Below are 24,115 nucleotides of genomic sequence, written 5' to 3'. Positions count from 1 at the left end.
ATTTAGTGTAGCTCCGGAATATAAATATCAAAAGTGGCGCCTTTGTTTTTTTCGCCACTTGCCGTGATAATTCCTTTATGGTTTTCTACAATCTTTTTTACGATTGCAAGACCAATTCCGGTTCCTGCGAACTCAGCTTCTGTATTCAAACGTTTAAAGACTTCAAAGATCCGATCTTTATATTCCGCATCAAAGCCAATCCCGTTATCCGAAATTTTAAGGTGGTAATACATCTTATCCGGATAATTTACTTCGTGTTTAATGCGGTTTCCTTTGATTCTTTTGGCTTTTATTTCGATTATGGGGGTAGAATCCTTTCTGGAGAATTTTAATGCATTTCCGATCAGATTATGCAACAATTGCCTAAACTGAAAAGAAATGATAGTAGCTTCGCCTAAAGGATGAAAAATAACCTGAGCATTTTTTTCCTCAATTCGTTCCAGAAAGTCACTTTTGATCTCTTCGGCAATATCATCCAGATTGGATTTGACAAAGATTCTTTCGGCAGAATTTGTTCTGGAATATTCCAGAAGATCCTGGATTAAAGTTTGCATTCTTTTGGCTGCAACTTCAATTCGGCTTAAATAAGTTTTGGCATTTGCTGATATATTTTGCTCATCCAAATCCGATAATCGGCTTGCAAAAGTTTGAATTTTTCGAAGCGGTTCCTGCAAATCATGGCTCGAAATATAAGCGAACGATTGCAACTCAATATTCATATTAATAAGATCCTTATTTTTAAGTTCAAGCTGTGCGGTACGTTCCTGAACTTCTTTTTCGAGTTTCGATGTAAAATCTTTTTGATCCTGAATATCAGTACTTGTACCTACCCACATCTGGATCTTTCCTTCACTGTCTTTTTGTGCTATCGCCCTGCTTAACTGCCACCTGTATTCGCCATCAAAACGACGAAAACGATGCTGCAATAAAAAATCATTTCCTGTTTTTACAGCTTCCATCCAGGCATTTACATTTTCTTCGCGATCTTCAGGATGTACAATTTGCAACCAGCCTTTTTTATCGATTTCTTCAACCGGTATCCCGGAATAGGTATACACAGATTGATTAAAATAATTAAGATTTCCCATTGGATCACTGGTCCAGATATGTTGTGGCATAGAATCGGCAAGGAGCCTGAATTTTTGTTCACTTTCCATCAACGTTTGCTGATTGTTTTTTTCGTCTGTAATATCCATTATCGTCCCCAGCATTTTTATGGGTTGTTTCTTTTCGTCAAAAAATATTTTACCGTGCGCTTTGATCCAGCTTATCGAAAGATCAGGTTTAACAACGCGGGCTTCATACTTATAGATACTCGTTTTCAGGGCTACTTTATAAGCTTGTTCCAGGATTTGCTGATCGTCTGGATGTACCTGATTTCTAATTTGTGGTCGTGTTATTTTTGATGTTTTGTCATGTCCAAAAATAGTCGCCAGGTTTTCAGAGTAAATTAATTCCTGTGTAGCAATATTGACATCCCAGGTTGCAATCTCGGCTATTTCTACTGCTAATCGGGCTCTTTCTTCGGCATCTTCGACCTTTTTTCGGGCTTCAACTTTTGAGGTTACATCATTTACCGTAACCATTACCCCGGATGCTTCTCCCTCTTTTTCCAGAATGGGCGTATATTGATAATCGAGATAAAACTTTTTAAGTTCTCCATTGACTTTTACATAAGCCAGCGACTCGATCTCCCGAACCACTTTTTTATTTAGAATAACCTGATCCAGCAATTCCGGATATTTTTGTTCTAATAATTCCGGAAATACTTCCAGTATTGTTTTTCCAATGGTTTCTTTTTTCTTTTTTTGCCAGATGGTTTTCATCATAGCATTATTGGCCATCTCGATAATATGATCTTTCCCTCTAAATATTGCCATTGCGATAGGAGAGTCGATCACCAAATTACGGAAAGCTTTTTCGCTTTGTGCCAAAAGGTAGCGTGCCTTAACAGAATAGGTAACGTCGTTGGCAATCGCTACAATACCTGAAATTGTTCCGTCGGGTTCTTTTAGTGCTTCATAAACCACATTAATATAAGTGTTTTCGACTTTGCCATTGCGGTTTAGTTTTACCGGAAGTTCATACGCCGTAAATCTTTCCCCTGTTTGATATACTTTTAGTAAAATAGCATCTAACCCCTGACCATTAACTTCTGGCAAGGCTTCAAAAACAGGTCTGTTGAGTACATCCTCTATTTTTCGTTCCCAAATTTCCAGCATTAATTCGTTTGCAATTTCTACCACATAGTTTTTTCCTCTAAAAATGCACATGGCAGTAGGGGTTTGCAGGATGTTATTGAGATATCGTTCGTTACTGTTTTCAAGATTTTTACGATTATTGACTTTACTTGTTGTCTCATCGCAAATTACAAGAACACCATCTATTTTTCCTTCATCGTTATTAACCGGACTATAGCTAAAAGTCCAGTACACATCCTCCATTTTTCCGTTTCTGTAAATAGGCAAAAGTTGGTCTTCATGCCATGTTGCTTCGCCTGTAGTAAGAACCTGATCGATTAATGGTTTTATAAATTCCCAGATCTCCGGCCAGTATTCAGCCCCTTTTTGTCCTAATATAGCAGGGTGTTTACCATCGTTACCAAGGCTTGGGCGATAGGCATCATTATAAAAACAAATATGGTCCGGTCCCCAAAATAAAAACATAGGAAACTTTGAGTTCAAGAGGATTCCTAAAGTAGTACGCAAACTTTGTGGCCACGATTCGACAGCACCCACAGGTGTTTTACTCCAGTCTTTAGCACGTGTCAACGCACCCATTTCGCCTCCATTAGCGAGAAAATAGTGATTTACAGTACTCATTAAAAGATATTTTGTCTTTGGTTAAAACAATAAAACATATTCGATAAATATAATAATTTCTATAGTGGTCTTAGATAATTGTTAAAATTAGTAAAATAAATATTGATATAATTTTGATTTTTTTGAATGAGGTAATTTTTAATTCTATTGAGTTAATTTTATCAATAATCATTGATGAAATTTGAATTACCAATAGATTTCAAAAAAATCTTAATACCACAATATCATGAAAAAAGAGCAAAAACACGAAACCGATTATATAAAACGATATCAGAACGAAGGTTATACAACCAATTATTTGTTTGATGGCAAAAACCTGTTAGACTCTGAAACAAAAGCAACGTATGCGCCCGAAGATATTTTTATTGTTGCTCATCATCGATACGAAGGTATGAGCGATCCTGATGATATGTCGATTTTGTATATAATCGAAACAAAAGATCAAAAAAAAGGAACCCATTTATTAGGATACGGTCCAACGGCAGATCTCGAAGAAGCTGAATTTTTTAAAGATATCCCAAAGGCAAATTATTCTAAAAATGCCGATATCAGTGAACTTACATAAAATAAAATAGAGAGTATTTTTTATTTTGCTGGGGAGCAGTTGTTTCAGATTTATCTGGAGCAGCTGCTTTTTTTTAGTTTAAAGGGCTCAAAGGTACAAAGGTACAAAGGTACAAAGGTTCAGAGGTGCAAGGGTTCAGAGTAGAACAAAGTGATTAGAAAGTTACTTTCTGGGAAATAGATAAACTCGAAATTCCGGTTAAGTTCTTAATTCACAATTCACAATTCTTTGTAGTATAATAATTATGAAATATCTCTCTGTAATTGTATAATAAATTGATTAGCAATATGTACGAAATTTGAAATATCAAAATAAGATAAAAACCAAAGTTCGCATTTGTACGTAAATAGATACAAGTCAATTTATTAAAGCCATACCAAAATGAAAAAACTATACTTAAATACAGGAGGATTTGATGCTATTTTTAAGGATCTTAAAGATAGTTTTAATGGTGAATTAGCCATTAATAACACAGAATACAATTTGACAATCAAGTCAAAATGGGCAAAAGGAACGATTAGCGGAATTTGTTTAGACAACAAAATGTCGCATTTGACTTTTGATCTTGTATTAAATCAGGACGTGAGTTTAAGTATAGAATCATTTCAGTCTGCGCGTGTATTTTTTGCCTATTGCCAAAACGGAAAGGTAGCACATAGCTTTGGTGCCAATGGTGATCAAAAAAGACTTAAAAAAAATCAATCCGGTATTTTGAGTAATACATCGGTTATTAATAGTGTTTTGTATCTGGCAAGTCATCAACATATTCAGTTTTCATTGATTGGAATGCCAACAATGGTTTCTGTTGAAAATGAGAATTATGAGATGACAACCCAATTGAAAAAAAGATTTTTGAACGAATCCGGAAATTATATTTATACAGGAGCAACCAGTTTAAAAATAGCCCAAAAATGGCAGGAACTAGAAACACTTCCGCAACAAGGAATTGTTCGAAATTTGCTTAAAAAGCTTATTCTGAAGGAAATTGTTCAAATGGAGATAGCTCAACATAGTTACAATTACAGTACTGCATTTGATCCAATTGTAACTATCGCAACCAAACAAATTAATGAAATCAGAAGGATTTCACAAATGAATATTGCCGAAGTACTTAATGCTGCAGGATTAGCAAGCAGACACTATTTGCCAAGATTTTTTAAAGAAAAATATCATTTATTGTACAAGCCTTACAACCAAAAATTAGCTAGCTAAATAGCAATACATACACTTCGACTTTTGCGAAAACAGCTCTTCTTTAGAGCTGTTTTTATTTTTAAAATAAATCAGGACCATTTTATATTTTAGATCTTTGAGGTACTAAAGGTTACATAATTCCCATGTAAAACATGGGAATTATGTAACGAATTTCAGTTTTGATAAAATTGCTTTGTTCTTTTTTTTTATAAATTTGAGGGTTTTGCCAATGTTGTTTAAAAGTAGGATCAGCTGCGTTTAAAGGCATTTTTTAAAGATTTTCAAACCAAAAACAAATTTTATTCATAAACTTTACTCCCCCAAAATGGTATGGTATTGATCGTAGACGATATAAAGGCAAATATTATTGCCTTAAAAAAAACATTAGAGCTGCATGATATCGACGTAGATACTGCGGAGTCCGGTGAAGAAGCGCTAAAGAAAATCCTGAAAACCAATTATTGCCTGATTATTATGGACGTTCAGATGCCGGGACTTGATGGTTTCGAAGTCGTAAAAATCCTTTCTGGCAATAAACGCACCAAAGACATTCCGGTTATTTTTCTCTCGGCACTTAATATCGAGAAAAAATATATTTTTAAGGGTTATGAAACTGGTGCTGTCGAATACATCACAAAACCCGTAGACAGCGATTTACTGATCTTAAAAGTAAAGACTTTCCTGAAGCTTTACGAACAGCAAAACGAATTAAAAGGCATAAAAGAATTACTTTCGAAGGAGATAAAAATCAGGAAAGAAGCACAGGATAATCTCGAAATAAAAATTGCGGAAAGAACGAAAGAACTGGTTCTGAAAAACGAAGAATTAGAGATGAAAAACCACGAACTGCAACAATTTTCCTGGGTAGTTTCGCACGATTTAAATGAGCCAATCCGCAAAATCCAAATCTTTATAAAAATAATCAAAGAGCTTTATCTGGCAGATGATGCCAAGGCAATTGATTATGTAGATCGCACGATTAAATCGGCAGAAAGAATGCAGACTTTAATCACCGATTTATTAGCCTATTCGAGATTATCGTCGCAGGTAAAACCAGAAATGACAGATCTAAATGTGGTTCTGCAAGAGGTACTTTCTGACTTTGATTATTTGATCGAACGCAAAAATGCTACCATAAAATCCAACGAACTTCCCACGATAGACAGTATTCCTAGTCAGTTGAGACAGGTATTCCAGAACCTGATCGGAAATGCCTTAAAGTTTTCCGGAAATGATCAAAAGCCATTAATCGAAATTACAGCAGAAATTATTCGGGACAAATCGTTTGACAGTCCGGTTTCTGCACAAGGAAAATTTTGCCGAATCACGGTTAAAGACAACGGAATTGGTTTTGATGAAATTTATCTGGATCGTATTTTTATTATTTTCCAGAGCTTAAACGACCGTCAGTCTTATGAAGGAACCGGAATTGGACTGGCAATTGCAAAAAAAATCATCGAAAAACACAATGGTTTAATCACCGCAAAAAGCGAAGTAGGCAAGGGCGCAAGCTTTATTATTATTATGCCTTTAAAATACGAGTAAAAATTATACCACAGATTAAAGGGTTTTTATAAAGAAATTGTTTTAAATCCTTTTAATCTGTGGGAAAAAAATAAGCAGGATTTGATATTTTCAAAAAACAGATAAAAGTTTAAAACCTGACCCGAGGCCGAAAGCCAAATTGGCGAAGCAAACAAAGAAAAACTGAAACAAAAAAAATATGAAGAGTAATTTTAGAAGAAATTTATTAATAAGTTCGTCAGTTTCGTTACTGGTTCTAACGATTAGTTCGACGGCTTCATTTCTTAGTATCAGAAGTTTATTAGACAGTAATTCCTGGGTCAATCATACGCAGGAGGTTATCTATAATTTAAACAATGGATCATCAATAATTACAGAAGCGCAAACAAGTATGCGCGGGTATCTGATTGCTGGAGATGAGGGTTTTATCAAGACCTATACTGAAGCAGAAAAGGAATCAAATTTCTATTTTGATAAAATTGAAGATTTAACGGTTGATAACCCCAATCAACAAAAAATATTACAGGATTTAAAACCGCTACGTACTAACTTTTTTAAATATTTGAACAATCAAATTGTAAAAAAACGATTAGCAGGAAAGTCAGCCACATTTGATTTACGCGAAGGAAAAAAAATGATGGATGAATTGCGTAGTTATTTCAAACGTCTTGAAAATAATGAACAAGCTCTCTTAAAGATTAGAAGTGATAGATCTGAACGTTACAGCAATTACAGTACTATTTTAATTTTGGTTGCTTTTATTATTGCCTTTATCATTTCGATTGTTTTTTTACTCCGAATTTTAAGAGATTTTAATGAGCGCGCGTTATTGCAGAACGAATTAGAGAAAAAAGATCGCGAAACGGCAGAAAGAATTGTAGCTATCAGCACGATTGCCAGTAATATTTCGAACGGGAATTATGATATTCGTGTAGACGATACTAAAGCCGATGCATTGGGTAGTGTGGGCGAATCATTGAACAGCATGGGAATTTCCCTTAAAAGTTCTTTTGATCTGTTATCTCAAAAAGAATGGTTGCAAACCGGTATTGCAAGTCTTAATAATGTGATGCTGGGAGACAAGGCAATGCAAAAATTAGCAAAAGATGTTATCGAATTTGTATGTCAATATACCAATAGCAGCGCAGGAGTTTTGTATATTCTTGAAGATGATGAACTTTTTGTGGCTGGTGGATACAGTTATATACCAAGCAAAAATCGCGAACGCATCCAGAAAGGTGAGGGGCTTATTGGTCAGGCGATTATTTCAGGAAGAATACTGGAATTAAAAGACCTGTCGTCAGATGATATTCAGATCAATTATGCTTTGGGACAAATAAAACCAACTCATATTGTAGCCGTTCCATTATTAGACACCAGAACGGAGGGTGCTTTAGAATTGGCAAGCATCTACGGATTTTCGGCATTACATCTGGAATTTTTAAAAGCGGTTGCCAGCAATATCGGAATCGCAATAAAATCTACTCAAAATAGAAAACGAGTAATGGAGTTGCTGGAAGAAACCAAAGCCCAGTCTGAAGAACTACAGGTACAACACAGCGAATTGGAGGCTATAAATGCAGAGTTAGAAGCTCAAACAGAAAAACTACAAGCATCAGAAGAAGAACTTAGGGTACAACAGGAAGAGTTGGAACAAACCAATGAAGAGTTGTCTGAAAGAAGTGTTTTGTTGGAAGAAAAAAACAATGAAATTCAGAAAAAATCAGAAGCACTGGAACTAACTACGCGTTATAAGTCTGAATTTTTGGCAAATATGTCGCACGAGTTAAGAACACCTTTGAACTCGATCTTACTCTTAAGCCGTTTATTGTCTGAAAACAATAATAAAAGCATGGTCGACGAAGAAATTGAGTTTGCCAAAGTAATCCAGAGTTCCGGAAACAGCTTATTAGGACTAATCGATGAAATTCTGGATCTTTCTAAAATCGAAGCCGGAAAGATGGAACTTGAATTTCTGGAAGTTTCTACCAAAGAAATCACAGATACTTTATGGAATTTATTCAATCAGGTTGCGAAACAAAAAAACATACAATTCGAGATTATTTCTAAAGATGCCCCAATTGTCATTAAAACAGACAAAATGCGTTTAGAACAAATTCTAAAAAACCTGATTTCGAATGCTATAAAATTTACAGAAAAAGGAACCGTAAGTTTAGAAATAAAAATAAATACAGACGACGATAAAATCATTTGTTTTATTGTAAAAGATACCGGAATAGGAATTCCGTTAGAGAAGCAACCACTGATTTTCGAAGCTTTTCAACAAGCCGATGGCTCTACAAAACGTAAATATGGCGGTACCGGTTTAGGATTATCGATTAGTAGAGAACTGGCAAAATTGCTTCGTGGCGAGATTATATTACACAGTAAGGTCAATGAAGGAAGCTCGTTTACGTTATGCTTGCCTGTTTTTGGATCTGCAATTCATAAAATTAATGTAGAGAAAATACCTCCAACAGAATTTACAGAAGTAACACCGGAGGAGAATGTAACACCAAAGAAAAAATACATAAGCGCCAATATTCCTGACGAAATCGAAGATGACAGAGATTCAGTTACTGCCGGCGATAAAGTAATCTTGATTGTCGAGGATGATATTAATTTTGCCAAATCCTTATTATCGTTTACCAGACAAAAAGGATATAAAGGTATTGTCTCCGTTCGAGGCGATTATGCATTAAATTTTGCATTATTGTATCATCCCGTTGGTGTTTTATTAGATATCGAATTACCTGTAAAAAGTGGTTGGGAAGTACTCGAAGAATTAAAAAATCATTCGGCAACCAAACATATTCCGGTTCATATCATGTCATCGCACAAACTAAAACAGGAAAGTTTACTAAAAGGAGCCGTAGACTTTTTAGACAAACCAGTTGCTTTTGATAAAATTCCGGATGTATTTTTACGAATCGAACATATCATTAATAAAGAAGCGCAAAAAGTTCTCATTATCGAGGATAACCCTAAACATGCCAAAGCACTGGCTTATTTTCTGGAAACCTATAACATCAATTCAGAAATTAAAAGCGAAGTTTCGCAAGGATTAGAAGCCTTAAGCAAAACCGAAGTTGATTGTGTGATTCTGGATATGGGAATTCCGGACAAACAGGCGTATCAAATTCTGGACGGTGTCAAGAAATCTCCGGGATTAGAGAACTTACCCGTAATTGTTTTTACAGGAAAAAGTTTATCGATGAAAGAGGAGGTTAAAATAAAAAAATATGCCGATTCTATTATTGTAAAAACAGCGCATTCGTACCAAAGGATGCTCGACGAGGTTTCATTGTTCCTTCACTTGGTAGAAGATAAAAAAGAGGGAAAAGACAATAAAGAAAGCCATAAAAAACTAAATTTACTGAACAATATCCTGCACGAGAAAAAAGTACTGATTGTAGATGATGATGTGCGTAATATCTATTCGTTGACAAAAGCCCTGGAAGTTTTTAAAATGAATGTTATTACTGCTTTTGATGGTAAAGAAGCTATCAAAATTTTAGAAGAAAACACAGATACTGATGTTGTATTGCTGGATATGATGATGCCTAATATGGATGGTTACGAAACGGCCGAAAAAATTCGTTCTAACCCTAAATTTCTAAACTTGCCTCTTATTGCCGTAACAGCCAAAGCCATGACAGGCGACAGAGAAAAATGCATCAAAGCAGGCGCCTCAGATTATATTACCAAACCGGTAGATATCGATCAGTTGCTTTCGTTATTGAGAGTGTGGTTGTATGATAAGATTTAGAGAAGAAAGAGTAGAGAGGAAAGAGTAGAGAGGAAAGAGTATAGAAGAAAGAGGAAAGAGTATAGAAGTTTGGCTAGAGATTAAATTTTAAAAATCCTTTTGAATCTTTGAAATCTGTGGCAAAAGAAAAAAACTACACAAACATTAAAAAAATAATTCGTGCAAATTTGTGGAATTTGTGGCAAAAAAACCAAATTAAAAAGTAGACGAAATGAATAAAAAAAGACTCTTAATTATCGATGATGATTCTAGAAATATTTTTGCTTTAGAGCATACTTTACGAGCTAAATCATTTGATTGCATGTCTTGCTTAAGTGCCGAAGAAGCGTTGAAATTATTAAGTACAGAACAACACATCGATGCAGTCTTAATTGATATGATGATGCCCGAAATGGATGGTTATGATGCCATCCCGTTAATAAAAGCATTACCCAACAGAAGGTCTACTTTTGTTGTGGCAGTAACCGCGCAGGCAATGGTAGGCGATAAAGAAAAATGTTTAGAGGCTGGGGCAGATGCCTATATCTCTAAACCTGTAGATGTAGATAAATTACTGCTTATTCTGAGCAAAATTTGAGGGGAGTATGATTGAAGATATTGAACTTGAAACGCTTATTAATGATGTTTATGAATATTATGGTTTTGACTTTAGCAGTTATTCCAGAGCTTCATTAAAAAGGCGTGTCAACAGAGTAATGCATCTGGACGGCTTTACTCATTTTCATGAATTTCTGTCTAAAGTTCGATACGATACAGAGTATTACAAAAGAATGATAGACGAAATTACTGTAAACGTTACCGAGATGTTTCGTGATCCGGCTTTTTATGCAGTGGTTAGAAATGAAATATTACCCTTGTTAGGGACAAAACCTTTTATTAGATTATGGCATGCCGGTTGTTCTACCGGCGAAGAGGTATATTCGATGGCAATAATGCTTAAGGAAGCAGGGTTGCTTCATAAATCCTTAATTTATGCCACAGATATCAATGCGACCGTATTGGAAACAGCCAAAAAAGGAATTTTTCCTTTGCGGATGATGAAAGAATACTCAGAAAATTATCGCGATGCCGGTGGTCAGGAAGATTTCTCGAGTTATTATATTGCCAATTATGGTATTGCCAAGTTCAACGAAGAACTTGCCGAGAAAATGGTTTTCTCGCAACATAATTTAGTATCAGATACCTCATTTAATGAGTTTGATATGATATTATGCCGTAATGTTTTAATTTATTTTGATAACAACCTTCAAAAAAGAGTCATAAATTTATTCGATGAAAGTCTGGCTGTTTTAGGTTTTTTGGCCTTAGGGACCAAGGAAACCATAAAATACTCTATACCTATGAATAAATACAAACAGCTGGATAAAGAAAAAATATGGAGGAAAGTAAAATAATATCGGGCTGCAAAGTGGTTGTCATAGGCGGATCTGCAGGAAGCTTAAATGCTCTCATGCAAATTTTGCCTGATTTGCCTCAATTAAAGGATTTTGCTATTGTAATTACTTTACACAGAAAGAGCACAGACGATCAGACCTTAGAAGAACTGATTGCTTTAAAATCGACTGTTGCAGTAAAACCCGTTGAGGACAAAGTGCCCATTTTACCCGGGTTTATTTATATTGCGCCCTCTAATTATCATTTATTATTCGAAAAAAATGAGACACTTTCTCTCGATATCTCAGAGAAAATAAACTACAGCCGTCCAAGCATAGACGTTTCGTTTGAGTCTGCGTCTGAAATTTATGGAGGGGCATTGGTAGGGATTTTGTTATCCGGTTCAAATACAGACGGAACTTATGGTCTAAAAGCCATTAAAGCTGCCGGAGGAACAATTGTCGTACAGAACCCAACAGTTGCAGAGATGCCTTTTATGCCTCACAATGCGATCTTAAACACCAATCCGGATTTTGTTTTAGACAATCAGGAAATAGTAACGTTTTTAATGGCTCTTAATTCTTAAAAACTACTTTTTAGGTTTTACTATTTCGTCTTCCGGAAGGACAATCTTGTTAAGTTCAGCTTCTTTTGCTGCTCTTTTTTGAGCCGCTTTTCCTTTTCCAATAGGGATTCCTGCCGTTACATACAAAGATCTGTTGTATACATTTGGGCCGTCACCTTTCATAACCGGAACCAAACCATAATAATATTGCACCGTAATATTAAGACCATTGCCCACATTCAGATGATACCCTGCACCAAATGCTACACCGGCATCGATAACCCGGATCTGATCCCGTATATTCTTTTTATAAATTACATCGTCTTTATCAACTTCCTTTTTAAATTCGTCAAAAGCCTTGGCTAAAAGTCCAAATTGAGGACCGGTTTTTAAGTAAATATTATTTTTAAACTGATATTTGATCAGGATGGGAACATTAAAATACCGGATTTCACGATTGACACTTCCGCCTGCAAAAGTGTTATCAAGATTTACATCATTTAAGGAGTAAACCGGAATCCCGTGTGCGCCCATTGGCGATTTTACAATAACTCCCGTATTGATCATCCAGGCTGGATTTTTTCTGGAACGAATATCAAAATAAAACCCAAGATTAAAACCTGGATTCGTTCCCGAAGATTCAAGATCAGAAATAGTAGAGAAATTGACACCGCCATCCAGACCAAATTCAAGAAAAGGAGAATTAAGTTTGTCTCCAAAAATTAAGGAAATTAAAACTTGAGATCGTGCCGGAGCAATGCAAAACAATGCGATAAGTACTAATAAACCTTTTTTCATAAAGAGAGAATTAAAGTCCAAAACGATACTGCAACCCGGTTAAAACCTGTGTACGACTTCCTAAAAAACCTGCTTCGACCCTAAACATGATATGTTTATTGTATTGAAACTGAGATCCTACAATAAAATTCCACATATCTTTGGGGGCTTTCTGCAAGGAATATTGTATCGACGATGTTCCTGCTGTGCTCAAAGCACCGTCCAGCGTAGTTAGAAAATTTCCCGCTGCAACCAGGGCTCTGTTTGCCGTATTGTATTTGGCAACGTTGGCTGGGTTTTTTTGTTGTGCTGCCGTTAATCCGTCCCACCAGGTATCGACTTTTGTTTGATTTTCGGCTACTTTTCCAATTCCCGTATCTACTTTTTCCTGAGCGTTTTCTAAGTTCAAAACATCAGACAAAGCTATATTTCCCTGAGTATCTCCCTTAATATGAACCCTGAAACCGCCCACCCAGAATGCGATATTTCTTTCGGGTTTGCGAAGTTTAAACGTTTTACCCAATCGTGGGCCAAAAATATAAGAAAAAGCAGGTTTGTCCAGCGCGCTAACATCGCTCCAGGACATATTCATGTCAAGAGCCAACCAGCCACCACCAATACCAATAGTAGGCGTTAATCCAAAACCAACAGTCGTAGCATCAAAATTGGCTTTTGTACTAAAACTGGCAATCTGCGACCAATTATTATCTGCATCAGGAATCCAGATCCCCGCATTGATTTTAGTAGTTGGTTTTGATTTTCCAAAAATCCCGTAAACATTCAAAAATGGCAAAAGCCAAATGTCAGGTCTTATGGTTATGGCTCCAACTTCGACAGAAGATTTATCAAAACGAACAATCTCATCTAAATTATATAAAGGACCATTATTAAAACCTACCTCCAGATTCTTTATTGTGATATCTGAGTCCTGCCAGAAATAGTTAATAGAAAGTCCTTCTGAATAAGGTAAGTTATACCCCTTTTTGGCTACTTTTTCGCCCCAAATAGGTAAGGCATAAGGATAATCGACATCTTTTAAACTGTCTTTTAATTGTTGATTTTTTTCTCCTACGATTTTATCGGTGTAGACCTGTCCGAAAATTTGCATGCTAAAGAATAATAAAAGGGCTGATAGTAATGTATTATATTTCATAGACTTTAGTTTTTTAATTGTTAATTAATAGAACTGCGAAAAATAAATAGGTACTAATGTATTCTTAGGGAGGAATGTATGTGTATCTTTTTGGTATAGAATGAAGTAGCGATTCTGGCGTATAATCTGAAAACTAGATTTATGTGGTAATTATTGTTAAAGTTAACTAAAAAAACGTATCAGTAACAATATTTTTTAAGAAAGTATGCTTTAGAATAATAATGATCTTACTTGTATTTTAAGTAGTGTTATGCGTATTGATTACGATCATTTTCAATAATTTAGATTTTAGAAAAGAAATAAATAGTATTTTTGCATCGTGAAATGGATAACAATTATATTGTCGGTTTATTTAATGGCGCTTTCCAATATGCCTTGTGCAGATATGGAGATCAATAGCGTTGTTCATAAAACAGCCCAATTTACATCAGAAACCAATCATTCGCATGACAAACAGAACGATTTATGTTCGCCGTTTTGTGCTTGTAACTGTTGCGGGGCACAGGTTTTAAGTTATCAAACCACTCCATTTTTTGATTTTCCTGTTGCTTATTCTTTAATTTCGATTGCATTACCCAGTTATAATTCTGTTTTTGCTTCCAATTTCTACGGAAGTATTTGGCAACCCCCTCAAATAGCATAATGATGCCCGCCCGGTAAATATCGGGATACGGGTTAGAGTGTTGTGGATTTTCCACAGAAATAATAGACAAGCTTTGTCTAATTTCTCACATCATTATACCATAAAAATGTTAGATAAAATCATACAATTTAGTATAAAGAATAAGTTCGTTATACTACTATTTACCCTTGTTTTAATAGCCTGGGGAAGCTATTCGCTAAAACAATTACCCTTAGATGCTTTACCTGATATTACCAATAATCAGGTGCAAATAATTACGACAGCGCCAACTTTGGCAAGTCAGGAAGTCGAGCAATTAATAACTTATCCGCTCGAACAAGCCGTAAAAACGGTTCCGGATGTTATAGAGCTTCGCAGTATTTCGCGTTTTGGATTATCTGTCGTTACTGTTGTTTTTGAAGACAATGTCGATATTTATTGGGCCAGAGAACAAATTTTTCAACGCTTAAAACAAGCCGAAGAAAATATTCCGGCCTATGCAGGTACGCCCGGATTAGCACCTATTTCGACAGGATTAGGAGAAATTTACCAATATGATGTTTATGCCAAAAAAGGCTATGAAAACAAATACGACGCCATAAAACTAAGAACCATTCAGGATTGGATTATTATCCCGCAATTGCAAGGTGTTAAGGGTGTTGCAGATGTGAGCACCTGGGGCGGAAAACTAAAACAATACGAAATTGCTGTAAACCCCAATACACTTAACAGTTTGGGCGTTACGATTACCGAAATTTTTGATGCGCTCGAAAAAAACAATCAAAATACCGGTGGTGCCTATATCGAAAAAGATCAATATGCTTACTTTATTCGTGGAGTAGGAATGGCAAAAGGGACCAAAGATCTGGGAAATGTGGTGGTTAAAAATAGAAATGGTTCACCCGTTTTAGTACGTGACGTTGCCGAAGTTCGCGAAGGCGTAGCATTGCGTTACGGGGCTTCGACCAAAGACGGAAAAGGAGAGATCGTTTCCGGAATGGTTTTGATGCTTAAAGGCGAAAATTCAAGCGCTGTTGTCAACAGGATCAAAGAAAGAATGGTTCAGATCAATAAAAGTTTGCCCGAAGGTGTTGTTGCCGAAGCTTTTATCGACAGAGGAAAACTCGTTGATAATGCCATAGGGACTGTTACCAAAAACTTACTCGAAGGGGCTTTGATCGTGATTTTTGTACTGATCTTGTTTCTGGGCAATCTTCGTGCAGGATTAATCGTTGCCTCTGTGATACCGCTGGCGATGCTTTTTGCCATTATTTTAATGAATGCCTTTGGCGTAAGCGGCAATTTAATGAGTTTAGGAGCCATTGATTTTGGAATCATTGTCGACGGAGCCGTGATTATTGTCGAAGCAACGATGCACCATTTGCAAAAACTCAAAAACAAAAAAGAATTATCGCAAGGCGAAATGGATGTTGAAGTCTATAATTCGGCTTCGAAAATTAGAAATAGTGCAGCCTTTGGAGAAATCATTATCCTGATCGTTTATCTGCCCATTCTGGCTTTGATAGGAACCGAAGGAAAAATGTTTAAACCCATGGCAATGACAGTAGGTTTTGCCGTTGCCGGAGCTTTTATCCTTTCGCTGACGTATGTGCCTATGATGAGTGCTTTGTTTTTATCTAAAAAAACAGTGCACAAACAAAACTTTAGCGATAGAATGATGGCTTGGTTAGAAGGTGTTTATACGCCTTTTTTACAGAAAGCCCTGCAATTTAAAAAGATTGTTTTAGGGATATCCCTTGGTTTATTTGCCCTTGGAGTTCTTGTTTTTAATAGTATGGGAGGAGAATTTATCCCCACCATCGAAGAGGGTGATTTGGCTATAAATGCAACTATTATGACCGGAAGTTCCCTGACCCAAATGGTAGAAACTACCACAAAGTATGAGCAAATTCTAAAGGCTAAATTTCCTGAAATAAAAACCATAGTAACCAAAATAGGAAGCGGAGAAATACCAACAGACCCAATGCCTATAGAAAGTGGCGATTTGATTATTGTATTAAAAGACAAGAAAGAATGGGGACAAAAATACCATAATTGGGAAGAGTTGGCAAATGCCATGAAAGAAGAGATGGAAGTGATTCCCGGAGCCAATATTGAGATTTCGCAGCCTATTCAGATGCGTTTTAACGAGTTAATGACCGGAAGCCGTAGCGATATTGCCATTAAAATTTTTGGTGATGATCTGGAGATTCTTGATGCCAAAGCGACTGAGCTCATCTCGAAGATAAAAGGGATTGAAGGTATTGGTGATCTAAAAGCCGATAAAGTAACCGGATTACCTCAAATCACGATTAAATACGATTATAATAAAATTGCTTTATATGGTTTGAATATTTCAGACATCAACCAGATTATCCGTTCTTCGTTTGCCGGAGAAAGTGCCGGAAAAATCTATGACGAAAGCAAAAGATTTGATGTTGTGGTTCGCATGAACGAAAACAATCGTGCAGATATTACAGATGTCAGTAATTTGTTTATTCCGTTGCCAAACGGGCAGCAAGTACCGCTTTCGCAAGTGGCGACGGTAGAGTATGAGCAAGGTCCGGTACAAGTAACCCGCGAAGATGGAAAACGCAGAATCACGGTTGGGTTAAACGTTCGCGGACGTGATATAAAAAGTGTTGTCGAAGAGATTCAGCAAAAGCTCGATAAAAACTTCAAGCTTCCCGCAGGCTATTACGTAACCTATGGCGGTCAGTTCGAGAATTTAATCGAAGCCACGAAACGACTTTCGGTAGCGTTGCCAATTGCTTTGGGATTAATTCTGGTGTTGCTTTATTTTACTTTTAAAAGTTTCAAACAAGCCGGTTTAATTTTTACAGCAATTCCGTTGTCAGCCATTGGAGGCGTTTTTGCCCTCTGGATGCGCGGAATGCCGTTTAGTATTTCGGCAGGAATTGGTTTTATTGCTTTATTTGGAATCGCAGTCTTAAACGGAATCGTATTGATTTCGTATTTCAATCAATTAAAAACCGAAGGTATTCTGGATCCGTTGCAAAGAGTTTTAATAGGGACCAAAACCAGATTACGTCCCGTTTTAATGACTGCAGCTGTAGCTTCTTTAGGATTTTTGCCAATGGCATTATCAACCAGTGGCGGAGCTGAGGTACAAAAACCTCTGGCAACAGTAGTGATTGGCGGTTTATTCTCGGCAACATTATTAACGCTAATCGTTTTACCGATCTTGTATTTGTTGTTGGAGCGAAAGTTTAATCGAGATGAGGTAATTAGAAAATGAGATAATTAGAAAATTTATCACTGAGCGTAAAATAATTTCTCTCGCAGATTATGCAGATCTGGCAGATTAATTCAAAAGAATCAAAAAAAATCTGCTCAATCTGCGAGAGATAAAAAATATAAAAATGAAAAATTCAATATATAAAGATCAATCGAAAAAGCTTTGCTCCAGATGGCTATCGGGATTGTGGTTAATTACATTTCTATTGACCGCCATGTTATCGCAAGCACAAGAAAAAATCAGTCTTGAAAAAGCAATCGAACTTGCTAAAACAAACAACATAGATTTAAAAATTGCCGATAAAGAAATAGAGAAACAAACGGTTCTCAAAAAGACCGCATTTCAGCCGGAACCCCTTCAGGTACAATATCAGGGCGGACAGTTTAATAGCGTTGATTATGATCATAACGTTTCGATCCAGCAATTTTTTCCGATAGGGAATATTACAAAAGCCAATCGACAATTGCAGGAAGAATTAGTGAAACTTGCCGAGAAACGAAAAGCATTATCCTCTTACGAAATAGAAAAGGCGGTAACACTTTCTTACTACCAATATTTGTATGGTATTTCGATTCAGAGATTAAACGCAGAACTAAATGATATTTATACCAAATTCCTAAAGAACGCCGAGTTGCGTTTTCAAACCGGAGAAAGTGGGAACATCGAAGTCATTAGTGCTAAAGCAAAGGTCAAGGAAATCGAAACGCAAAAGGCGCAATTAGAATATGATCTGGCGATATACCAAAAGCAACTGCAGTTTTTTGTTCAGACGGACGAAAATATTGTTCCTGACGATAAAACGTCTTTACAATATATGGTTTTAAAAGAAGAAGGAAATTCGAAAGCAGAAGGTTTGGTAACTGATTTTTATCAGCAACAAATTTCAGTCTATCAAAAAGAAGCCAATACTTACAAAGCAATGCGAACGCCTAAATTGGGATTGGGATATTTTGCACAAACGATCAATACAGAGTCCTTGTTTCAGGGTTTTACTGCCGGATTGCAAATTCCGTTGTTTGGTGGTGTCAATACGGCAAAAGCAAAGGCTTCGGCCATTAGTATTTCGCAATCGCAACTGGCTTTGGATAAAAATAAACTAACGCTGAATTTGCAAAAACAGGAATTGCAGAACAATTATGCCAAACAACAAAAAGCCTTAGACTATTACCAGAAAGAAGGCTTGCAATATGCGGATCAGATCATCAATACGGCGCAAAAAAGTTATGCAAACGGCGATATGAGTTATTGGTCGTATATCAGTTTTTTAAATCAGGCTATCGATATTAAAAAGCAATATACAGAGGCAACCCATACTTTTAATCAAAGTGCTATTGAACTTCAATTTCCAACCATCAAAAACAATTAAAATGAAAAATATACATTTAAATTTAACCGTAAAGCGCGCAATTGAAAAGTGCCAGGTTCGCAAAGGAATAAAACATAGTGTTCTTTGCGGGATGTTCATACTCTTTGTGGTGAGCTTAATAAGCTGCAATAATAAAAAAGCAGAAGAAACTCCTGAAGAAGAAAAATCGCAAACAGAAGTTGCCTTAAACGAATCTCAGTATAAAACAGTTGGGATCGAAACCGGATTTGTAGAGAACAGAAACCTGAATAAAGTCATAAAAGCAAACGGATATACGACAGTTCCGCCACAAAACTCAGCCGAAGTATCGACTTTGATAGGAGGAACAGTAAAGGATATTTTTGTACTTGAAGGTACTTTTGTCACCAAAGGAAAAGTGCTGGCTACGATTCAGAACTTAGAAGTAATCGAAATGCAGGAAGATTTTCATTCGGCGACAGCCAATATCGAATATTTGCAATTAGAATACAACCGCCAGAAAACACTGAGTGATGAGAATGTAAACCCAAGGAAAGTTTTTCAGGAAGTAAAATCAAAACTTGCAGCAGAACGAGCAAGGGCACAAGCAGCAAAGAACAAATTAGAAGCCTTGCATGTCAGTACCAAAGGCAGTACTTCGCTAGTACCAATTGTGGCGCCTATAAGTGGTTATGTAGGGAATATAAAAATAGCAAAAGGAGCTTATGCACAAACCGGAATTGCCTTGTTTGAGGTAGTCGATAACAGCCAGATGCATTTGGACCTTAATGTTTATGAGAAAGATTTAGGGTCAATTTCAGTAGGGCAGGTAATTGATTTTGTATTAACAAATCAGTCCAATAAATCGATTAAAGGAAAAATTTTCGGGATTAATAAATCATTTTCGAACGAAAGCAAAACGGTTGCGGTACATGCCAAAATCGAATCGGCAGATGCAAAAGGACTGATTCCCGGAATGTATGTTTCGGCAAATATCAACATCACAAATGCTACTGTACCCGCATTACCAAAAGATGCTGTGGTTCGTAACGCCGATAAGTATTTTGTATACGTTCAGGAAGAAGAACACCAGGAAAAGAAACCGGAAGCAGGCACAGCACATGAAAAAGAAATTCATTTTAAAGCCATTGAAGTTGTTCCCGGAACCACAGATTTAGGTTTTACAGAGGTAAAGTTTGTAGATCATGTTCCTGACAAAGCAAAAATTGTTACCAAAGGAGCTTTTTATTTGCTGTCTGCAATGAAAGGCGGAGGCGAGCACGGGCATTGATTTGATGTGACCTCCAGCTAAAGCGGGAGGCAATTCGATTATAGTAATGAAATCAGAGGAAACTTAAAAAAACTTTGTGACTTTGGGTCTTTGCGAGATTAAAATAGCTCAACATAAAAGCATTTACGACAAAATCCGTAAATTTAGAAGCTATTTCGACAAATTTTGAACTTTAGGCTTCAAATAAATAAAACTTGACACGCATTTTATGGAACATACACCTATAGAAGAAAAAGTAATAAAAAAGAAAGTAAACCAATCCGGATGCTGTTCTGCACATCAGGAGCACAATCATTCTGACGACGACGGACACGATCACGATCATGAGCACAATGCCGAGGGCGGATTGTTTAAAATGTTCATACCGGCAATAATATCGTTTGTTTTGTTGCTTATAGGGATTGGTTTAGACAACTATTTTAAGCAAGCCTGGTTTACGGGTTATGTTAGAATTGGCTGGTACATTGTGGCTTATTTACCTGTTGGTTTGCCGGTTTTGAAAGAAGCTTATGAAAGCATTATAAAAGGAGATGTTTTTTCAGAGTTTTTCCTGATGTGTATTGCCACAATTGGCGCTTTTGCAATAGGAGAATTCCCGGAAGGCGTTGCAGTAATGTTATTTTATACCATTGGCGAAAATTTTCAGGGACTGGCGGTTAGTCGTGCCAAATCGAATATTAAAAGTTTACTGGATCAACGCCCTGATGAAGTCAGCGTTTTAGAAAATAATGTTGCGACCAAAGTCAAAGCGGCAAATGTAGCTATAGGATCGATAATTCAGCTTAAAGCGGGAGAAAAATTAGGTTTAGATGGCGAATTGTTATCAGATACCGCTTCGTTTAATACCGCGGCACTTACCGGAGAAAGTAAACCTGATACCAGAGTAAAAGGCGAAACGGTATTGGCAGGAATGATCAATGGCAATACGATTGCATTAGTAAAAGTTACTACGGCATACAAAGACAGTAAGTTGTCTAAGATTCTGGAAATGGTACAAAACGCCACGACTAAAAAAGCACCTGCCGAATTGTTTATTCGAAAATTTGCCAAGATTTATACCCCAATCGTCGTTTATCTGGCCATTGCGATTTGTTTGTTGCCCATGCTTTTTGTAGACCATTATGTTTTTAGTCAATGGTTGTACAGAGCTTTGGTATTCCTGGTAATTTCATGTCCTTGTGCATTGGTTATTAGTATTCCGTTAGGATATTTTGGCGGAATTGGCGCGGCGAGTAAAAACGGAATCTTATTTAAAGGAAGTAACTTTCTGGATAGTATCTCGACGATTGAGAATGTGGTGATGGACAAAACCGGAACCATGACCGAAGGCGTTTTTAAAGTTCAGGAAGTTATCATTTTGGATAATTTTGATAAAGCAGAGATTCTAAAATTGGTTAATGTTCTCGAAAGTCAGAGTACACATCCGGTGGCAACGGCAATTCATAATCATGTGGGGCAAATAGATGCATCGGTTGAATTAAAAAACGTAGAAGAAATTTCAGGACATGGCTTAAAAGCCGAGATAAACGGAAAACAATTGCATGTTGGGAACTTTAAGTTGATGGATAAATTCAATATAAAATATGATATAGATCCCAATGAAGTTGTTTATACAACCATTGCGATCGCCTACGATAATAAGTTTGCAGGATATCTAACCATTGCCGATGAGATCAAAGCCGATGCGCAGGAAGCGGTGACCAGGCTCCAAGCATTAGGCGTAAAAGTTACGATGTTAAGTGGTGATAAAAGCAATGTAGTACAATTTGTGGCTGATAAGTTGGGGATCACCAATGCTTATGGAGATTTACTTCCAGAAGGCAAAGTAGCAAAACTCAACGAGATTAAAGCCAGGAACGAAACCGTAGCTTTTGTGGGCGATGGTGTAAATGATGCACCCGTGATTGCGTTAAGTACAGTGGGGATTGCTATGGGAGGTTTAGGCAGCGATGCCACAATAGAAACTGCCGATATCGTGATTCAGGACGATAAACCCAGTAAAATTGCCATGGCAATCAATATAGGGAAACAAACCAAAAAAATCGTGTGGCAAAATATCACTTTGGCTTTTGTTGTAAAAGCTTTTGTACTGATTCTTGGTGCCGGCGGACTTGCCACAATGTGGGAAGCTGTTTTTGCCGATGTTGGTGTCGCGTTATTAGCGATATTAAATGCTGTGAGAATCCAGAAAATGAAGTTTTAATTATAAGCACATTCTTAAAGACGAACCATATAAAAAAGAAAACCCCGAAAATAATTTTCGGGGTTTCTGTTTTATAAGATATTATCTTTCGATCTGCGGTTTTGGCAATTTGGCAATTACTTCATCTATCGAGAATGATGCCGGCGCCTGACGTGGCGGAAATTTGCGATAGGTTTCCAGATATGCGGCAACTTTTGATACTGCCGGTAAAATCAAAAAGGCGCGGTCTATCATCCATTTTTCATATCCAATAGAACCATCTACTGCATATTCGAATGGATCTGCTAATAAATCGATTATAAACGGACCTCTTAGTTTGACCATTGGATCACGCCATATTTCCATTCCTTTTGCATATTGAGCCGCAAAAGTATATTTAAAACGGTCATCACGATAGGCAACAAGGTTTCCGTCATCATCAAAATAAATAAAATCATGGCGATTACTTCCGCTTTGACCTTTTAGATACGATAATTGATTGTATCCGTCCAGATGTACTTTAAAATTTTTACTGCCTTCCTGAACGCCATTTTGTGCACTTGCGACCAGGTTTTGATCACCACCGGCGGCAGCGACCAAAGTAGGCAACCAGTCTTCTGCCGAAAATAATCCGGTCAAATTACTTCCGGGTTTAATAACTCCGGGCCAGCGAATAACAGCGGGAGCACGATAAGCACCCTCCCAGTTGGTATCTTTTTCTGAACGAAACGGCGAAGATCCTCCGTCTGGCCATTGGTTTTTCATCGCACCATTATCTGTAGACCAGATTACGATGGTATTATCAGCAATTTTAAGATCGTCTAAAAGTTTTAAAAGTTCTCCTACCATTGCATCATGTTCCACCATTCCGTCTGCTTGAGTTCCCAGACCTGTTTTTCCTAAAGATGATGGTTTTAAATGAGTAAAAACATGCATTCTCGTACTGTTAAACCAGGTAAAAGAAGGTTTTCCTGCTTTGGCTGATTTTGTAATAAAATCTTTGGCAGCTGCCAAAAATTCTTCGTCTACCGTTTCCATTCTTTTTTTGGTCAATGGTCCCGTATCTTCGATTTTTCCACCCGCAGTTACTTTTAGAACACCACGTGGACCAAATGCTTTTTTAAATTCTTCGCCTTTTGGATAATCCGGATTTTCAGGCTCTTCTTCAGCATTTAAGTGATACAGATTGCCAAAAAACTCATCAAATCCATGTGCGGTAGGCAAATATTTGTCCTGATCGCCAAGATGGTTTTTACCAAACTGGCCACATACATATCCCAGAGGTTTTAAGAACTCTGCAATAGTTGGATCTTCTTTTTGTAAACCAACCGGGGATCCCGGCAAACCTACTTTTGTCAGTCCGGTACGATAAGGAGATTGTCCTGTAATAAGGGCAGCACGACCGGCAGTACAACTTTGCTGTGCATAGTATTGAACAAAAACAGCACCTTCATTACCTATTTTATCAATATTGGGTGTCGTAAAACCCATTAATCCGCGGCTATAAGCGCTTACATTGGTAACGCCAACATCATCTCCAAAAATGATTAGAATATTAGGCTTTGATTTGTTGTTTTGGGCGATACCAGTTGTTAAAAATCCGAATAACAATAAAATAAGTAACACAAACTTCATCGTTATTTCATTCCGTTGTAATCTTTTTGATAAATTCATGGGAAATGTGTTTAAAATGA

16 protein-coding genes are annotated in these 24,115 nt (G+C 36.8%); 12 read left to right on the top strand and 4 right to left on the bottom strand.

Features of this window, described 5'->3' with window-relative positions:
- Positions 1–2: 2 nt before the first annotated feature.
- On the bottom strand, positions 3–2,822 hold the full coding sequence (locus B0A64_RS21655; protein WP_089481554.1) for a PAS domain S-box protein: 2,820 nt from the start codon (positions 2,820–2,822) through the stop codon (positions 3–5).
- Positions 2,823–3,048: 226 nt separating this feature from the next.
- Here B0A64_RS21655 and B0A64_RS21650 point away from each other — a divergent pair, with 226 nt between their 5' ends.
- The 7 genes from B0A64_RS21650 to B0A64_RS21620 all read left to right on the top strand — a co-directional run bounded on the left by B0A64_RS21650 (position 3,049) and on the right by B0A64_RS21620 (position 11,834).
- Positions 3,049–3,387: a hypothetical protein gene (locus B0A64_RS21650; protein ID WP_089481553.1), complete on the top strand. Its 339-nt coding sequence runs from the start codon at positions 3,049–3,051 to the stop codon at positions 3,385–3,387.
- Positions 3,388–3,768: 381 nt separating this feature from the next.
- Positions 3,769–4,599, top strand: coding sequence for a hypothetical protein (locus B0A64_RS21645; RefSeq protein WP_089481552.1), 831 nt, complete (start codon positions 3,769–3,771; stop codon positions 4,597–4,599).
- Between the two features lie 312 nt (positions 4,600–4,911).
- Positions 4,912–6,126 carry a hybrid sensor histidine kinase/response regulator gene (locus B0A64_RS21640; RefSeq protein WP_089481551.1) on the top strand — a complete coding sequence of 405 codons (1,215 nt, stop codon included), beginning with the start codon at positions 4,912–4,914 and terminating at the stop codon, positions 6,124–6,126.
- 178 nt (positions 6,127–6,304) lie between these two features.
- The gene (locus B0A64_RS21635; protein ID WP_089481550.1) at positions 6,305–9,874 is read left to right on the top strand and encodes a response regulator; all 3,570 of its coding nucleotides are present in this window, start codon (positions 6,305–6,307) and stop codon (positions 9,872–9,874) included.
- Between the two features lie 211 nt (positions 9,875–10,085).
- Positions 10,086–10,451 carry a response regulator gene (locus tag B0A64_RS21630; protein ID WP_089481549.1) on the top strand — a complete coding sequence of 122 codons (366 nt, stop codon included), beginning with the start codon at positions 10,086–10,088 and terminating at the stop codon, positions 10,449–10,451.
- Positions 10,452–10,458: 7 nt separating this feature from the next.
- The gene (locus B0A64_RS21625) at positions 10,459–11,268 is read left to right on the top strand and encodes a CheR family methyltransferase (protein WP_089481548.1); all 810 of its coding nucleotides are present in this window, start codon (positions 10,459–10,461) and stop codon (positions 11,266–11,268) included.
- A complete protein-coding gene (locus tag B0A64_RS21620) occupies positions 11,250–11,834 on the top strand; it encodes a chemotaxis protein CheB (protein ID WP_089481547.1) in 585 nt (194 codons plus the stop codon). Before B0A64_RS21625 ends, B0A64_RS21620 begins: the two co-directional genes overlap by 19 nt.
- 3 nt (positions 11,835–11,837) lie before the next feature.
- Here B0A64_RS21620 and B0A64_RS21615 read toward each other — a convergent pair whose 3' ends face one another.
- On the bottom strand, positions 11,838–12,611 hold the full coding sequence (locus B0A64_RS21615; RefSeq protein WP_089481546.1) for a porin family protein: 774 nt from the start codon (positions 12,609–12,611) through the stop codon (positions 11,838–11,840).
- A 10-nt stretch (positions 12,612–12,621) separates the two neighbouring features.
- Positions 12,622–13,743, bottom strand: coding sequence for a hypothetical protein (locus B0A64_RS21610; RefSeq protein WP_089481545.1), 1,122 nt, complete (start codon positions 13,741–13,743; stop codon positions 12,622–12,624).
- Between the two features lie 319 nt (positions 13,744–14,062).
- Between B0A64_RS21610 and B0A64_RS21605 the strand changes: the two genes are divergently transcribed.
- From B0A64_RS21605 to B0A64_RS21585, 5 genes are all read left to right on the top strand, one after another.
- Positions 14,063–14,386, top strand: coding sequence for a DUF6660 family protein (locus tag B0A64_RS21605; RefSeq protein WP_244285468.1), 324 nt, complete (start codon positions 14,063–14,065; stop codon positions 14,384–14,386).
- Positions 14,387–14,492: 106 nt separating this feature from the next.
- Positions 14,493–17,624 (top strand): efflux RND transporter permease subunit, encoded by a 3,132-nt coding sequence (locus B0A64_RS21600; protein ID WP_089481544.1) that lies wholly within the window; start codon positions 14,493–14,495, stop codon positions 17,622–17,624.
- Positions 17,625–17,748: 124 nt separating this feature from the next.
- On the top strand, positions 17,749–18,990 hold the full coding sequence (locus B0A64_RS21595) for a TolC family protein (protein ID WP_089481543.1): 1,242 nt from the start codon (positions 17,749–17,751) through the stop codon (positions 18,988–18,990).
- A gap of 1 nt (position 18,991) precedes the next feature.
- Positions 18,992–20,239 (top strand): efflux RND transporter periplasmic adaptor subunit, encoded by a 1,248-nt coding sequence (locus B0A64_RS21590; protein ID WP_089481542.1) that lies wholly within the window; start codon positions 18,992–18,994, stop codon positions 20,237–20,239.
- Between the two features lie 208 nt (positions 20,240–20,447).
- A complete protein-coding gene (locus B0A64_RS21585) occupies positions 20,448–22,442 on the top strand; it encodes a heavy metal translocating P-type ATPase (protein ID WP_089481541.1) in 1,995 nt (664 codons plus the stop codon).
- 81 nt (positions 22,443–22,523) lie between these two features.
- On the opposite strand, the gene B0A64_RS21580 is transcribed toward B0A64_RS21585, so the two are convergent.
- Positions 22,524–24,095: an arylsulfatase gene (locus B0A64_RS21580; RefSeq protein WP_089481540.1), complete on the bottom strand. Its 1,572-nt coding sequence runs from the start codon at positions 24,093–24,095 to the stop codon at positions 22,524–22,526.
- Between the last annotated feature and the right edge of the window lie 20 nt (positions 24,096–24,115).

This window comes from Flavobacterium araucananum (assembly GCF_002222055.1).
GTDB classification, from domain to species: Bacteria; Bacteroidota; Bacteroidia; order Flavobacteriales; family Flavobacteriaceae; genus Flavobacterium; species Flavobacterium araucananum.
The sequence above is the reverse complement of the archived record's forward strand: the minus strand, read 5'-3'. Positions and strand labels throughout refer to the sequence as shown.

What these genes read in the sequence shown, in the direction of transcription:
- B0A64_RS21655 (WP_089481554.1), bottom strand. Translation starts at nt 2,822, where the DNA reads ATGAGTACTGTAAATCACTATTTTCTCGCTAATGGAGGCGAAATGGGT.
- B0A64_RS21650 (WP_089481553.1), top strand. Translation starts at nt 3,049, where the DNA reads ATGAAAAAAGAGCAAAAACACGAAACCGATTATATAAAACGATATCAG.
- B0A64_RS21645 (WP_089481552.1), top strand. Translation starts at nt 3,769, where the DNA reads ATGAAAAAACTATACTTAAATACAGGAGGATTTGATGCTATTTTTAAG.
- B0A64_RS21640 (WP_089481551.1), top strand. Translation starts at nt 4,912, where the DNA reads ATGGTATTGATCGTAGACGATATAAAGGCAAATATTATTGCCTTAAAA.
- B0A64_RS21635 (WP_089481550.1), top strand. Translation starts at nt 6,305, where the DNA reads ATGAAGAGTAATTTTAGAAGAAATTTATTAATAAGTTCGTCAGTTTCG.
- B0A64_RS21630 (WP_089481549.1), top strand. Translation starts at nt 10,086, where the DNA reads ATGAATAAAAAAAGACTCTTAATTATCGATGATGATTCTAGAAATATT.
- B0A64_RS21625 (WP_089481548.1), top strand. Translation starts at nt 10,459, where the DNA reads ATGATTGAAGATATTGAACTTGAAACGCTTATTAATGATGTTTATGAA.
- B0A64_RS21620 (WP_089481547.1), top strand. Translation starts at nt 11,250, where the DNA reads ATGGAGGAAAGTAAAATAATATCGGGCTGCAAAGTGGTTGTCATAGGC.
- B0A64_RS21615 (WP_089481546.1), bottom strand. Translation starts at nt 12,611, where the DNA reads ATGAAAAAAGGTTTATTAGTACTTATCGCATTGTTTTGCATTGCTCCG.
- B0A64_RS21610 (WP_089481545.1), bottom strand. Translation starts at nt 13,743, where the DNA reads ATGAAATATAATACATTACTATCAGCCCTTTTATTATTCTTTAGCATG.
- B0A64_RS21600 (WP_089481544.1), top strand. Translation starts at nt 14,493, where the DNA reads ATGTTAGATAAAATCATACAATTTAGTATAAAGAATAAGTTCGTTATA.
- B0A64_RS21595 (WP_089481543.1), top strand. Translation starts at nt 17,749, where the DNA reads ATGAAAAATTCAATATATAAAGATCAATCGAAAAAGCTTTGCTCCAGA.
- B0A64_RS21590 (WP_089481542.1), top strand. Translation starts at nt 18,992, where the DNA reads ATGAAAAATATACATTTAAATTTAACCGTAAAGCGCGCAATTGAAAAG.
- B0A64_RS21585 (WP_089481541.1), top strand. Translation starts at nt 20,448, where the DNA reads ATGGAACATACACCTATAGAAGAAAAAGTAATAAAAAAGAAAGTAAAC.
- B0A64_RS21580 (WP_089481540.1), bottom strand. Translation starts at nt 24,095, where the DNA reads ATGAATTTATCAAAAAGATTACAACGGAATGAAATAACGATGAAGTTT.